The following is a 14996-nucleotide window of genomic DNA, read 5'->3' as shown; positions in this document are numbered from 1 at the left end:
CGCCCGTGAGGGCGGTACAAGGCTTGAAAGCCTCTTCGCCGGCAAGCCGGTTCCTGCGGTTCGATAGAGGGGGCGCAGGTAGATGAGCGAAGACACCATCAAGCGCCGGGCCAGGGGCCTGGATCGGGCGTTCGATATTCTCGATTTCCTCAAGGAAGTCGGCCAGCCGTTGCGCCCCAACGATATTGCCAAGGGCATTGGCAGCCCCAAGTCCACGGTCTACGAGCTGGTGGCGTCCTTGCTGGAGCGGCGGATTCTGGAGCCTGTGGGCAAGGACGGGCATGTGTACCTGGGCCGCCAGTTGTACTTTCTCGGCCAGGCCCATTTGCGTCATTTCGACCTGACCCGTGAGGCCGATCAGGTCTTGCAGGAAATCGTCAGCCAGACCCACGAAACTGCGCAGATGTGCCTGCTCAACGGGCGCAAATACACGGTGGCCCTGATGAAGGAGGGCGAGCGGCATTTCCGCATTTCCTCGGACATCGGCGAGAACGCGCCGATTCCCTGGACCGCTTCCGGGCGGCTGCTGCTGGGGCATCTGAGCGACGCGCAGATTGTCGATCTGATCGATGAACGGGACTTCATTCTGCCCAGTGGTGAACGTCTGCCCTTGGAGATTTTCCTCAAGGAAATCCGTCAGGCCACCGAGGATGGGTTCTTTTCCTTCGACAGTGTGGCCGACACCTTTACCCATTGTTTTGCCGCGCCGGTGCGCGATGAGCGCGGGCTGTGCATTTGCACGCTCTGCATCGTCGCGCCGAGGGCCGATGCCCTGCGCAATTACCAGGAGTACCGCCGGGTGCTGATCGATAGCGCCAACCAGTTGGCCCGGCGGATCAACGACTAATAGGTTGTACACCGCGGCTGTGCGCAGCCGCCTTGATAAGGAGTGCCAAGATGAATTCTCCATTGAACCTGCCGCTGGTGGAAAAGGGTGCCGCTGGCAAGGGCGCGAACCTGTTGACCGAGGTCAGCCTGCCGGCCCTGGTGCTGCACCGCGAGGCTCTGGAACACAACATTGGCTGGATGCAGACGTTCGTCAGCGACAGCGGTGCCGAGCTGGCGCCCCATGGCAAGACCAGCATGATGCCGGGGCTGTTCCAGCGGCAGCTGGACGCGGGAGCCTGGGGCATCACCCTGGCCACGGCGGTGCAGACCCGAGCGGCTTATGCCCACGGTGCGCGTCGGGTGTTGATGGCCAACCAGCTGGTAGGGGCGCCGAACATGGCGCTGATCGCCGAGCTGCTGGCGGACGCGGATTTCGATTTCTATTGCATGGTCGATCACCCGGACAACGTTGCCGATTTGGGCGCTTTTTTTGCCCAGCGCGGGGTAACCCTCAAGGTGATGATCGAGTACGGCGTGGTTGGCGGTCGCTGTGGCTGTCGCAGCGAGCAGGAGGTGCTGGCCCTGGCCAAGGCGATCCAGGCGCAGCCGGCCCTGGCCCTGTGCGGTATCGAGGGTTACGAAGGGGTGATCCATGGCGACGAGGCCATTGAGGGTATTCGCCGCTTCGCCGACTCCCTGGTGCGCCTGGCGGTGGACCTGCACAACGACGGGCTGTTTGCTATCGAGCGGCCGATCATCACGGCTTCGGGGTCGGCCTGGTACGACCTGATCGCCGAATCCTTCGAGACGCACAACGCCAAGGGGCGTTTCCTCAGCGTGCTGCGTCCCGGCAGTTACGTGGCCCATGACCATGGCATCTACAAGGTTGCGCAGTGCTGCGTGTTGGAGCGCCGCTCGGACCTGCAGGAGGGCCTGCGCCCGGCCATGGAGGTCTGGGCCCATGTGCAATCGCTGCCGGAACCGGGGTTCGCCGTGGTGGCCCTGGGCAAGCGCGACGTGGCCTATGACGCCGGGTTGCCGGTGCCGCTGCGTCGCTACAAGCCGCAGGCAGGTGCTGTTCAGGGGGATGATGTCAGCACCTGCAAGGTTACGGCGGTGATGGACCAGCACGCCTTCATGACCGTGGCGCCGGGTATCGAGTTGCGGGTGGGCGACATCCTCTCCTTTGGCACGTCGCACCCATGCCTGACCTTCGACAAGTGGCGCACCGGGCTGTTGGTGGATGAGCGCTTGCAGGTGGTCGAGAGCCTGGAAACCTGCTTCTAACCGCTGATGGCATAAGCGGTGTGACGCTGAAGACGATCGCATGAGGACTTCACCGGCGCACCGGCTTGTGCAGGATGGGTTGTGTGGGAGGGAGGAGGGCAAGGACATGAACCAGAAGAAACGCATCGCCTGCATCGGTGAATGCATGATCGAGTTGCAACAGCATCACGATGGCCGTCTGCAACAGAGCTTTGGTGGCGACACCTTGAATACCGCGGTGTATCTGTCCCGTGAGTTGGGCGAGCTGGCCCGGGTGGACTATGTCACCGCCCTGGGCGACGACAGCTTCAGCGATGCCATGTGCCAGGGCTGGGCGGCTGAGGGCATCGGCCTGGAGCTGGTGCAGCGCTTGCCGGGGCGTTTGCCCGGCTTGTATTGCATCCAGACCGATGCCCGCGGCGAGCGGCGCTTTCTCTATTGGCGCAACGAGGCCGCGGTACGCGACTGTTTTACCAGCGTGGCGGCGGGGCCGATTCTTGAGGCCTTGAAGGGTTACGACGTGCTGTATTTCAGCGGCATCACCCTGGCCGTGCTGGGTGAATCGGGACGCAGCAAACTGCTGGCCATGGTGAGCGAAGCGCGCCAGCGCCAGGCACTGATCGTCTTCGACAACAACTACCGGCCACGTTTGTGGGCCTCGGTGGAGCAGGCCCGGGCGGCTTATCGGGAGGTACTGCCCCAGGTGGATCTGGCCCTGCTGACCCTGGAGGATGAACAGGCGCTGTTTGCCTACAGCGATGTTGAGGCGGTGTTCGAGGCGTATCGCGGCACGCCGGAAGTGGTGCTCAAGCGCGGGGCCGAGTCCTGCCTGGTTCGGGGCGTGGGTGGCGCGTTTGATGTGCCCGCGCAGCGGGTGGACAAGGTGGTGGACACCACCGCCGCGGGGGATTCGTTCAGCGCGGCTTATCTGGCCAGCCGCTTGCGGGGTGAGAGCCCGGAGCAAGCGGCGCAGGCGGGGCATCGATTGGCGAGTCGGGTGATCCAGTATCCCGGCGCCCTGATCCCCCGCGATTGAACCGGGCGTTGACCTTGCGCGCGTTTTCGCTGGCAAGCCAGCTCCTACAGGGCAGGTGGAGGTTGTAGGAGCCGGCTTGCCGGCGAAGAGGCCATTGAACCGGGCGTTGACCTTGCGGACGCTTTCGCTGGCAAGCCAGCTCCTACAGAGCAGGTGGAAGTTGTAGGAGCCGGCTTGCCGGCGAAGAGGCCATTGAACCGGGCGTTGACCTTGCGGACGCTTTCGCTGGCAAGCCAGCTCCTACAGGGCAGGTGGAGGTTGTAGGAGCCGGCTTGCCGGCGAAGAGGCCATTGAACCGGGCGTTGATCTTGCGCGCGTTTTCGCTGGCAAGCCAGCTCCTACAGGGCAGGTGGAGGTTGTAGGAGCCGGCTTGCCGGCGAAGGAGGCCATTGAACCGGGCGTTGACCTTGCGCGCGCTTTCGCTGGCAAGCCAGCTCCTGCAAGGTCCGGGGTCAGTCGCGGTAGAACACTTGCACCAGGTGGTAGCCGAACTTGCTCTTGATCGGGCCATGCACGGTGCGCAGGGGTTTCTTGAAGATCACCTGGTCGATGGCGCCGACCATCTGCCCCGGACGCACCTCACCCAGGTCGCCGCCGCGCTTGCCGGACGGGCAGGTGGAGTACTTCTTCGCCAGGACGTCGAAGGCTTCGCCCTTGGCGATGCGCTGCTTGAGCTGTTCGGCCTCTTCGGCGGTTTTCACCAGGATGTGACGGGCTTGGGCTTTCATGGGCAGGTGACCTTGTAGCGGGTAAACGGCGGCCGCGGATTATGCCTGAATTCAATCCGGCTGGCCGATCATCCGTCGAATCTTCTGCGCCAAGTCCTCGATGGAGAACGGCTTGGCCATCAGGTCCATGCCGGGTTCGAGGAAGCCCTGGCGCTCGGCGGCTTTTTCAGCGTAGCCGGTCATGAACAGCACCTTCAGTTGCGGACGATGCTGGCGGGCGATCTCTGCCAGTTGCCGGCCGTTCATGCCCGGCAGGCCGACGTCGGTCACCAGCAGGTCGACGCGCATCGGCGACTCCAGCAAGGGCAGGGCGCTGCGCGCGTCCTCGGCTTCGAAGGCGCGATAGCCCAGCTCGCTCAGCACATTGAGCACCAGCATGCGCACCGCCGGATCATCTTCGACCACCACCACGGTTTCCCCGGCCAGGGCCTGGGGCGCCTGGTTGGCGGTGGCGCTGTTTGCCGCTTCCGGCGCGGCGGCATACAACCGTGGCAGGTACAGGCGCACGCAGGTGCCCTGGTCTGGCTCGCTGCTGATGGTCACGTGGCCGCCGGACTGCTGGGCGAAGCCGTAGATCATCGACAGGCCCAGGCCCGTGCCCTGGCCGATGGGCTTGGTGGTGAAGAACGGGTCGAAGGCCTTGGCCAGGATCCGCGGGCTCATGCCAGCGCCGTTGTCACTGACCCCGAGCATCACGTAATCACCGGCCTTGACCGGTTCCAGGGTGCTGATGTCACTGCCGTCGAGGTAACTGTTGGCGGTTTCGATGGTCAATTGGCCGCCGTTGGGCATGGCGTCCCGGGCGTTGATCACCAGGTTGAGCAGGGCGTTTTCCAGCTGGCTGGCGTCGGTGTTCACTGGCCACACGCCTTCGGCCAGTTGCATGTGCAGCTCGATGTGCTCGCCCTTGGTGTGGTTGAACAGCTCCTGCAGGGAGCGCACCAGCTGGTTCGGGTCCAGGGGCTGGCGGTCCAGGGACTGGCGGCGGGAGAAGGCCAGCAGACGATGGGTCAGGGCTGCGGCGCGCTTGGCCGAAGACATGGCCGCCTCGGTGAAGCGGCCGATCTCGTCGCCACGGCCGTTGTCGATGTAGCGCTGCATCAGGTCCAGGCTGCCGATGATCCCGGTGAGCATGTTGTTGAAGTCATGGGCGATGCCGCCGGTGAGCTGGCCCACGGCTTCCATTTTCTGTGCGTGGCGCAGGGCGTCTTCGGCGCGCTCACGTTCGAACATCTCGTTCTGCAGGCGCTGGTTGGCGGTGGCCAGGGCCTCGGTGCGCTGGTTGACCCGCTCTTCCAGGGTTTCATTGAGGTTGCGCAGGGCTTCTTCGGTCTGTTTGCGCTCGGTTTCGTCGATCACGAAGATGTAGAAGCCGTTGATCGCCCCATCGGCTCCGTAGCGTGGCAGGTACTTCATCAGGGCGTGGCGCGGGCGGCCGTCGCGGTGTGGCGAGTTGGCCTCGAAGCTGCACGGCTTGCCGGCCAGGGCCGCGGCGATGTTGTCGGCGCGAGTGGCATAGATCTCGTCGCCCACCACTTCGCGGATGGTCCTGCCGTACAGCTCTTGCGGGGTCAGTCCGTACCAGTCGAGGTAGGCGCTGTTGTTCAGGCGAAAGCGCTCTTCGCGGTCGACATAGCCGATCAGCACCGGCATGGCGTTGATGATCAGTTGCAGCTCGGTCTGGCTCTGGCGCAGGGCCTGTTCCGTCTGCTTGCGTTCGGTCAGGTCCAGGGCGGCGCCGAGAAAGCGCATGGGCCGGCCGTGGTGGTCCTTGTAGCAGCGGCCCCGGGCGAAGACCCAGCGCACTTGCCCATCGGCCAGTTGCAGGCGGTATTCCTCGGCGTACTCGGTGCCGTGGGTGATGCAGTGCTTGATGCCCCGGGCGACCATGCCGCGGTCTTCAGGGTGCACGCCCTTGAGGTATTCGCTGATGGGCAGCTGGCGCGATTGCTGGGGGTCGACGCTGTGCAACTGGGCGAAATGGGCGTCGGCGATAAAGCGGTCTTCGCCGATGTCCCAGTCCCAGGTACCCACCGCGTCGGTAGCCGCCAGTGCCAGCTGCAGGCGTTCTTCGGTTTCATGCTGGGCCCGCAGGCTGTCGTCGGAGCGCTGCTTGAGCTCCAGGGCGATGCGCCGGCGCTCGTTGGTCTCGATGGCCGTGACCAGGATCCCCGCCACCACCCCACGCTCATCGCGGATCGGGCTGTAGGTCAGGTCCAGCCACAGGTCGTACTCGCTGCCGTTGCTGCGTTGCAGGGTGAAGCGCCGCTCACTGAAGGTGCGCACCTGGCCGTTGAGCACGGCGCTGTAGATCGGGCCGGTGAAGTCCTTGAGCTCCGGCCAGGTCAGGTGCGCCGGCTGGCCGAAGGCCCCGGGGTGCTTGTTGCCCGCCAGCAGGGCAAAGCCGTCGTTGTAGATCTGCGCCAGCTCCGGGCCCCAGAGCAGCAGCATCGGCATCGGTGAGTGGATCACGATGTCCACCGCGGTGCGCAGGCTCTGGGGCCAGTGGCTGGATTCGCCGAGGGCGGTGGCGGACCAGTCCAGGCGGGCAATCAGGTTGGCGGCTTCGCTGCCTGGGTGGGGGGCATTCATGTCGAAGGTGTCCTGGGTGGAGCAGTCGCGCGCGGCGAGGCGTCAGGCTCGCTCACTCGAAAAGTCGCATGGACATGCGGTGCATATTCAAACGGATGGATTGTCGGGGGTTCGGCGGGGTTATTTTCACCTGCTTTTGCGGCAGATGACCAGTCTAGAGGGGCTGAACGGTAGTCCGCGAGCATCGACCCAGCTTCGGGTGCCGGTTGGCCAGCGAACAGGGCCGGGCCTGTGCTCCGGCCTGGATGCCCCCTTCGCCGGCAAGCCGGCTCCCACAAGGACGACGCCGCTATCGCGCCAGCCGTAGGAGCTGGCTTGCCAGCGAAGGGGCCCGCAAGAGCGCCGCATGCCCTAGCCTTGAACCGCACTCACCGGCCGCTGCGCGGTTCGCCGGCAAAGACGACGCCGCTATCGCGCCAGCCGTAGGAGCTGGCTTGCCAGCGAAGGGGCCCGCAAGAACGCCGCATGCCCTAGCCTTGAACCGCACTCACCGGCCGCTGCGCGGTTCGCCGGCAAGCCGGCTCCTACAAGGACGACGCCGCTATCGCGCCAGCCGTAGGAGCTGGCTTGCCAGCGAAGGGGCCCGCAAGAGCACCGCACTCCCTCGCCATGAACCGCACCCACCGATCGCTGCGCGGTTCGCCGGCAAGGGATGGGGTCAGCTGCGCAATTCCTCGCGCTGGCGAAACTGCTCCAGGGCCTCGGGATTGGCCAGGGCGTCGGTGTTCTTCACCGGCAGCCCATGCACCACATTGCGTACGGCCAGCTCGACGATCTTGCCGCTGATGGTGCGCGGAATGTCCGTGACCGCAAGGATCTTTGCCGGTACGTGGCGCGGCGTGGTGTTGGCGCGGATCACCTGGCGGATGCGTTCCTGCAGGGCCTCGTCGAGCTGCACGCCGGGTTGCAGGCGCACGAACAGCACCACCCGCACGTCATGCTCCCAGCTCTGGCCGACGGCCAGGCTTTCCACCACCTGTTCGAGTTTTTCCACCTGGCGGTAGATTTCCGCGGTGCCGATGCGCACTCCCCCCGGGTTGAGCACTGCGTCCGAGCGGCCGTGGATCAGCCAGCCGCCGTGGGGCAGTTGCTCGGCGTAGTCGCCCTGGGCCCAGACCCCGGGAAACAGGCTGAAGTAGGAGGCCCGCAGCTTGCTGTGGTCCGGGTCGTTCCACAGGCCCACGGGAATGCTCGGGAAGTGCCGGGTGCACACCAGCTCGCCTTTCTCGCCGATCACCGGCCGGCCCTGGTCGTTCCACACTTCGATGGCCATGCCCAGGCCCTTGCCTTGCATTTCGCCACGGCGCACTGGCTGCAGCGGGTTGCCGGCGACGAAGCAGGCGACGATGTCGGTGCCACCGGACATCGAAGCCAGGCACAGGTCGCTCTTGATCTCGCGGTAGACGTAGTCGTAGCTCTGCGGCGACAGCGGCGAACCGGTGCTGAGCAGGGTCTTGAGGCTGTCCAGGCGGTGGCTGCGGCGTGGCTGGCTGCCGGCTTTTTCCAGGGCGGCCAGGTACTTGGGGCTGGTGCCGAAGACGTTGATGGTCTCGCTGTCGATCAGGTCGATCAGGTGTTCCGTGCTCGGATGGAACGGCGAGCCGTCATAGAGCACCAGGCTGGCGCCGGTGGCCAGGGCCGAGACTAGCCAGTTCCACATCATCCAGCCGCAGGTGGTGTAGTAGAACAAGCGCTCGCCGGGGCCCAGGTCGGCGTGCAGGCCGTGCTCCTTGAGGTGCTGCAAGAGCACACCGCCAGTGCCGTGGACGATGCACTTGGGCACTCCGGTGGTGCCGCTGGAATAGAGGATGTACAGCGGGTGGTCGAAGGGCACGGCGACGAATTGCGGTTCGCCGCCAGGGCGGTAGAAGTCGTCCCACAGGCTGATTTGAGCGTTGCCGATGAAATCCTCGGACCGCGCCTGGGGCCGGGCATAGGGCACGATGATCAGCTGTTCCAGGGATGGCAGGCGCGCAAGGATTTCGTTGACCTTGGCGGTCTGGTCGATGTCCTTGCCGGCGTAGCGGTAACCGGCGCAGGTGATCAGCACCTTGGGTTCGATCTGGCCGAAGCGGTCGATCACCCCCTGGGTGCCGAAGTCCGGCGAGGAGCATGACCACACCGCGCCGAGGCTGGTACTGGCGAGCATCGCCACCAGGGTTTGCCAGGTGTTGGGCATGCACGCCGCGACCCGGTCGCCGAGACCGACCCCGGCGGCCCGCAGGCTCTGCTGCAGACCGGCGACCTGGGCCGCCAGTTCGGCGTAAGTCAGTTGCTCACGCTGGCCGTTCTCGTTGATCGCCACCAGCGCAACACTGTGATCCCGGCGCTTGAGCAGGTGCTCGGCAAAGTTCAGGGTGGCCCCGGGAAACCATTGGGCACTGGGCATCTGCGAACCTTCGCGGAGCACGCATTCGGCGCTCTGCTGGAAGCGGACTTCGAAGAAGTCGACGATGGCCTGCCAGAAGCTTTCGCGCTGGTCGATGCTCCACTGGTGCAGCTCGGGGTAGTCACGAATGTCCAGGCCGTGGCGCTGATTGATCAAGCGGCGGAAGGCGTCGATGCGCGTCTTGCTGATGCGCTCGGCGCTGGGTTGCCAGAGAATGTCGGACATGCAAGGCCTCATGTTCTTATTGTTTTTCCGGGTCGGGCTTGTCGCTGCCAAGCCCGCTCCTGCACGGCGGTGATGAGCCGTGTAGGAGCCGGCTTGCCAGCGAAGGCATCAGCCTGGGCGTCGCGTCATTGCGCCAGCCAGCCACCGTCGATATTCCACGCCGCGCCGCGCACCTGGGCGCCGGCTTCGCTGCACAAAAATAGCACCAGTTCCCCCAGCTGCGACGGGGTGACGAACTCCAGGGACGGCTGTTTTTCCGCCAGCAGATCGTGCTGCGCCTGCTGGGGATCGGTGCCGGCGGCGACGCGGTCGTCGATCTGCTTCTGCACCAGCGGGGTCAGTACCCAGCCCGGGCAGATGGCGTTGCAGGTGACATTGCTGGTGGCGGTTTCCAGGCCCACCACCTTGGTCAGGCCGATCACCCCGTGCTTGGCCGCCACATAGGCGGCCTTGCCCACCGAACCCACCTGGCCGTGCACCGAGGCAATGTTGACGATCCGTCCCCAGCCCTTGGCGCGCATCCCCGGCAGCCCCAGGCGAGTGCTGTGGAACACCGACGACAGGTTGATGGCGATGATCGAATCCCAGCGTTCCACGGGGAACTCCTCCACCGCCGCCACATGCTGGATGCCGGCGTTGTTCACCAGGATGTCGACGCCGCCGAACTCCCGTTCGGCATAGGCGAACATCTCGGCGATCTGCGCCGGGTCGCTGACGTCCGCCGGGTGATGGCCGACCTGGCCACCGAACTGTGCAACCTCGGCGATTGCCTGGGCGGCATCGCCGAAGCCGTTGAGAATCAGCTTGGCCCCGGCCTGGGCCAGGACCCGGGCGATGCCCAGGCCGATGCCGCTGGTGGAACCGGTGACCAGTGCGGTCTTGCCGTTAAGAGTGGTCATGAATACCTCACACAATGCCGGTGGCGTAGAAAGTAGCGATCACCACGAAGACCGCCAGGGTCTTGATCAGGGTAATGCAGAAAATGTCCTTGTAGGCTTCACGATGGGTCAGCCCGGTGACAGCCAGCAGGGTGATCACCGCGCCGTTGTGGGGCAGGGTGTCCATGCCGCCGCTGGCCATGGCGGCCACCCGATGCAGCACTTCCAGGGGGATGTTGGCGGCGTGGGCGGCGCTGATGAAGCTGTCGGACATGGCCGCCAGGGCGATGCTCATGCCACCCGAAGCCGAACCTGTGATGCCCGCCAGCAAGGTCACGGTAACGGCTTCGTTGACCAGCGGGTTGGGAATGCTTTTCAGCCAGTCGGCCAGTACCAGGAAGCCCGGCAAGGAGGCAATCACCGCGCCGAAGCCGTATTCCGAGGCGGTGTTCATCGCCGCCAGCAGGGCGCCGCTGACCGCACTCTTGGTGCCTTCGGCGAGCTTGCTGCGAATCGCCGAGAAGCCGCACACCAGCACCATCAGGATGCCCACCAGCAAGGCTGCCTGCACCGCCCAGATGGCGGTGAGCTTGGCGATCTCGGTGGTCACCGGCGCCGCCATGCCCGGCAGGCTGAGGCTGTGGGTCTTGCCGTACCACAGGGGGATCCAGTGGGTGAACAGCAGGTTCATCAGCCCCACCAGCAGCAGCGGCGACAGGGCGATCCAGGGGTTGGGCAACTGCAAGTCTGCGGCGGTTTCCGGTTCGTTGCGCAGTTCGCTGCCGTAGCCTTCACCGGCCTTTTGCGCTTTGTTGCGCTGGCGCTGAAGGAACAGCATGCCGGCGCAGAACACGAAAATGGTGCCGATCACTCCCAGCCAGGGCGCGGCCCAGGCGGTGGTGTTGAAGAAGGTGCTGGGGATGATGTTCTGGATCTGCGGGGTGCCGGGCAGGGCGTCCATGGTGAAGGAGAACGCCCCCAACGCGATGGTGGCGGGGATCAGCCGCTTGGGGATATTGCTCTGGCGGAACATCTCCGCGGCGAACGGGTAGACCGCGAACACCACCACGAACAGCGAGACCCCGCCGTAGGTCAGCAGGGCACACACCAGTACGATCACCAGCATTGCCTGGCGAGTGCCGAGCAGCTTGATGGCGGCGGCGACGATGGAGCGCGAAAACCCCGAGAGCTCGATCAGCTTGCCGAACACCGCGCCGAGCAGGAACACCGGGAAGTACAGCTTGATGAAACCCACCATTTTTTCCATGAACACCCCGGTGAAGGCGGGCGCCACGGCGGACGGGTCGGTGAGCAGCACCGCGCCGAGGGCGGCGATCGGGGCAAAGAGGATGACGCTGTAGCCACGGTAGGCCGCGAGCATCAGCAGCGCCAGGGCTGCCAAGGCAATGATCACACTCATGGTGTGTCTCTCCAGGATTGTTATTGTTGTCGGGTGGTGCGTGTGGAGAGGCTTATAGCGAGAACTGTGCCATCTGTGTAAGTAGTTGAAATGTATAGGTATTTTTATTTTTATGGGGGCGGGCTGAAGTTGCTTGTCTCTGTTTTGAGATTTTTTTGGGATTGGCCGGCCTGTTCGCTGACAAGCCAGCTCCTACAGAGATTGATCAGCTCACCGTAGGCACTGGCTTGCCAGCGAAAAGCGCGCAGCGCGATTGGCAGGTTCTCTAAATGGAGATTTGTGTCTCGCTATAGAGACTCGGTAATCCCCAGTGCTGCCATTTTCTTGTACAGGGTCGAACGCCCGAGCCCCAGGCTGCGGGCGGCGTCATCCACCTTGCCGGCGCACTGGGCCAGAGTGGCGCTGATCAGTTGCCGGTCGAAGCGCTCCCGGGCCTGGGCAAAGGTTTCGCTGTTCAAGGGCTGCGGCAAGTTGGCGGCGTCGCGTTGCACCGGGCTGAAGCTGCCGATCGCCGCGCGGATGTCGGCGGCATTGAGCATCAGGTCGTCACTGAGCAGCGCGGCTCGCTCCAGCACATTGCGCAGCTCGCGGATATTCCCCGGCCAGGCGTGCTGGGCCAGCAACTGCAAGGCGTCGCGGTCGAGTTCGTGCTGGCTGCGCAGTTCTTCGAGGATGCCCTCGCTCAGGGCCGGCAGGTCATCCAGGCGTTCGCGCAGGGCCGGCACCTGAATCGGCAGTACGTTGAGCCGGTAGTACAGATCGGCGCGGAACTCGCCGCGCTTGATCGCCGCCGCAAGGTCGGTGGAAGTGGCGGCGATCACCCGTACATCGCTGTTGATCACTTCGTTGGAGCCCAGCGGTTCGAACTCCTTCTCTTGCAGCACCCGCAGCAGCTTGCTTTGCAGGGGCAGCGGCATGTCGCCGATTTCATCGAGGAACAAGGTGCCCCCCTGGGCAATCTGCAGCTTGCCGGCGCGGCCCTTGCGGTCGGCGCCGGTGAAGGCGCCAGGGGCGGTGCCGAAGAACTCCGCCTCCAGCAGCGCCTCGGGAATCGCCGCGCTGTTGATGCTGACAAAGGGCTTGTGGGCCCGAGGCGATGCAGCGTGGATGGCCTGGGCCAGCAGCTCCTTGCCGGTGCCGGTCTCGCCTTGCAGCAGCACCGGCGAATCGGCGCTGGCACTGCGTCGGGCCCGGCGCTTGACCTCCAGGCTGGCGGCGCTGGTACCGATGAAATGGGCGAAGTTGTACTTGGTCTGCCGGGCTCGCAGCAGGGAGCGAGTGGAAGCCAGTTCTTCCTGCATGCTCAGGTAGCGCTTGAGCATTGGCGACAGGCTGCGCAGCTCGTCGAACAGGGCAAAGCCGATGGCACCGATCACCGTGCCGGCGTCGTCATGGATCGGCAGGCGCATCACCACCAGGGGTTCCTTGGGGGTGTCCTGCATGTCCAGCAGGATCGGCCGGCCGGTGCGCACCACTTCGCGCAGCAGGCTGCCGGGGATCACGCTTTCGCAGGGCTTGCCGATGGCGAATTCGGCGGACTCCAGGCCGAAGCGCCGGGCATAGCGCTGGTTCATCCAGACGATATTGGCGTCACGATCGACGATCACCGTGCCTTCGCTGGATTGCTCGATGATCTCGAACAGCGAGCGGATCGCCAGTTGGCGCACACGCTGGTAATCCTTGAGGCTGTCGCTGTCGTTCATGGTGGCATCCTGAAAATGGGCGCCAGGGATTATGCCCGATTTGCGGGCGTCGGCTTGCCGGTGAACGAGGCCTTTGAATGGGGCGTTGGTCTGGCGGACGCCTTCGCTGGCAAGCCAGCTCCTACAGGGCTGGTGGCTGCCGCGGATCTTGTAGGAGCCGGCTTGCCGGCGAATGAGGCCTTTGGATGGGGCGTCGTTCTGACGGACGCCTTCGCTGGCAAGCCAGCTCCTACAGGGCTGGAGGCTGCCGCGGATCTTGTAGGAGCCGGCTTGCCGGCGAAGGGGCCTTTGGATGGGGCGCGGCTCCGGCGGACGCCTTCGCTGGCAAGCCTGCCCCTGCAGCGCTCAGCCCGGGTGGGCAGCGGCCAGCAGCTCCCGGGTGTAGGGATGCTGCGGAGCCTCGAACACCTGGTGGCTGGGGCCGCGCTCGACCACCTTGCCGTCCTTGATCACGATCATGTCGTGGGCCAGGGCCCGCACCACCGCCAGGTCATGGCTGATGAACAGGTAGGTCAGTCCGTGTTTCTCCTGCAGTTCGCGCAGCAGCGCCACCACCTGTTTCTGCACTGTGCGGTCCAGGGCCGAGGTGGGCTCGTCGAGCAGGATCAGCGCCGGCTTCAGCACCAGGGCCCGGGCAATGGCGATGCGCTGGCGCTGGCCGCCGGAAAACTCGTGGGGGTAACGGTGCCGGCTGTCGGGGTCCAGGCCCACTTCCTCCAGGGCACGGATCACCTGTTCATCGCATTGCCGGGCGTCGTACTGGCTGTGCACCTCCAGCCCTTCGCTGATGATCTGGGCCACCGACATGCGCGGGCTGAGGCTGCCGAAGGGGTCCTGGAACACCACCTGCATGCGCTTGCGCCAGGGCCGCAGCTGTTTCTGGTTCAGGCCATCGAGGGCCTCGCCCTGGAAACGGATGCCGCCCTGGGAATCCAGCAGGCGCAGGATCGCCTGGCCCAGGGTGGATTTGCCCGAGCCGGATTCGCCGACGATCCCCAGGGTCTTGCCCTGTTGCACGCTGAGGCTGATGCCGTCCACTGCCCGCAGGTATTCCTTGCGCCGGAACAGGCCGCCGCCGATCTGGAATTCGACGCTGAGCTGGTCCACTTCCAGCACGGTGGCGCGGGTGTCGAGGCACAGCGGTTCGCCCTCGGGCTCGGCATGCAGCAGCTCGCAGCTGTAGGGATGGACCGGGGCGTTGAACAGGGTTTCGCAGTCCGCCTGTTCGACGATTTCCCCGGCCTTCATCACGCACACTCGCTGGGCGATGCGCCGCACCAGGTTGAGGTCGTGGCTGATCAGCAGCAGGGACATGCCCAGGCGCTGTTGCAGGGACTTGAGCAGCAGCAGGATCTTGCGCTGCACCGTCACGTCCAGGGCCGTGGTGGGCTCGTCGGCGATCAACAGTTCCGGTTCGCAGGCCAGGGCCATGGCGATCATCACCCGTTGGCGCTGGCCGCCAGAGAGCTGGTGCGGGTAGGCCTTGAGGCGTTCCCCGGGTTTTTGAATGCCCACCAGCTCCAGCAATTCGAGGATCCGCGCCTGGGCTTGCTTGCCCCCCATGCCGCGGTGCAGCAGCAGGGTCTCGCCGATCTGCTTCTCGATGCTGTGCAGCGGGTTGAGGGAGGTCATGGGCTCCTGGAAGATCATCGCGATGCGGTTGCCCCGCAGTTTTTGCAGGGTCGCGGGGCTGGCACCGATCAGTTCCTGGCCGCGATAGCGCACGCTGCCGGTGCTGCTGCAACCGGTCTGCGGCAGCAGTTGCAGGATCGAATGGGCGGTTACCGATTTGCCCGAGCCGGATTCCCCCACCAGGGCCAGGCACTCGCCGGGGCGGATGTCCAGGCTCAGGTCGCGGACGACGCGGTGCTCGCCGAAGGCGACGTTGAGCTGGCGGATTTCAATCAGGTTGTCAGTCATTGCTTGCATCC

At 65.1% G+C, this 14996-nt stretch carries 10 protein-coding genes; 3 read left to right on the top strand and 7 right to left on the bottom strand.

What is annotated here, in order from left to right; genetic code table 11:
* Positions 1-82: 82 nt before the first annotated feature.
* The 3 genes from ACZ5BO_RS21390 (at position 83) to ACZ5BO_RS21380 (ending at position 3130) form a co-directional block, all read left to right on the top strand.
* Complete coding sequence (locus tag ACZ5BO_RS21390) at positions 83-847, top strand: IclR family transcriptional regulator (protein ID WP_401017932.1); 765 nt, start codon at positions 83-85, stop codon at positions 845-847.
* A gap of 50 nt (positions 848-897) precedes the next feature.
* On the top strand, positions 898-2115 hold the full coding sequence (locus ACZ5BO_RS21385; protein ID WP_401017934.1) for an amino acid deaminase: 1218 nt from the start codon (positions 898-900) through the stop codon (positions 2113-2115).
* Positions 2116-2221: 106 nt separating this feature from the next.
* Positions 2222-3130 (top strand): sugar kinase, encoded by a 909-nt coding sequence (locus tag ACZ5BO_RS21380; protein ID WP_464696382.1) that lies wholly within the window; start codon positions 2222-2224, stop codon positions 3128-3130.
* Positions 3131-3582: 452 nt separating this feature from the next.
* Here ACZ5BO_RS21380 and ACZ5BO_RS21375 read toward each other — a convergent pair whose 3' ends face one another.
* From ACZ5BO_RS21375 to ACZ5BO_RS21345, 7 genes are all read right to left on the bottom strand, one after another.
* Complete coding sequence (locus tag ACZ5BO_RS21375) at positions 3583-3858, bottom strand: peptidylprolyl isomerase (RefSeq protein ID WP_007932676.1); 276 nt, start codon at positions 3856-3858, stop codon at positions 3583-3585.
* A gap of 51 nt (positions 3859-3909) precedes the next feature.
* Entirely contained in the window at positions 3910-6450 is a 2541-nt protein-coding gene (locus ACZ5BO_RS21370) for a hybrid sensor histidine kinase/response regulator (RefSeq protein ID WP_464696381.1), read from the bottom strand.
* Positions 6451-7108: 658 nt separating this feature from the next.
* Entirely contained in the window at positions 7109-9064 is a 1956-nt protein-coding gene (locus ACZ5BO_RS21365) for an acetoacetate--CoA ligase (protein WP_464696380.1), read from the bottom strand.
* A gap of 125 nt (positions 9065-9189) precedes the next feature.
* Complete coding sequence (gene hbdH, locus ACZ5BO_RS21360; RefSeq protein WP_025129786.1) at positions 9190-9963, bottom strand: 3-hydroxybutyrate dehydrogenase; 774 nt, start codon at positions 9961-9963, stop codon at positions 9190-9192.
* A gap of 7 nt (positions 9964-9970) precedes the next feature.
* Positions 9971-11362 (bottom strand): GntP family permease, encoded by a 1392-nt coding sequence (locus ACZ5BO_RS21355; protein ID WP_464696379.1) that lies wholly within the window; start codon positions 11360-11362, stop codon positions 9971-9973.
* A gap of 287 nt (positions 11363-11649) precedes the next feature.
* Complete coding sequence (locus ACZ5BO_RS21350) at positions 11650-13065, bottom strand: sigma-54 interaction domain-containing protein (protein ID WP_025129788.1); 1416 nt, start codon at positions 13063-13065, stop codon at positions 11650-11652.
* 345 nt (positions 13066-13410) lie between these two features.
* Positions 13411-14985 carry an ABC transporter ATP-binding protein gene (locus tag ACZ5BO_RS21345; RefSeq protein ID WP_025129789.1) on the bottom strand — a complete coding sequence of 525 codons (1575 nt, stop codon included), beginning with the start codon at positions 14983-14985 and terminating at the stop codon, positions 13411-13413.
* Between the last annotated feature and the right edge of the window lie 11 nt (positions 14986-14996).

This window comes from Pseudomonas sp. FFPRI_1, assembly GCF_055384485.1.
This window is presented reverse-complemented; position numbering and strand designations above follow the sequence as displayed.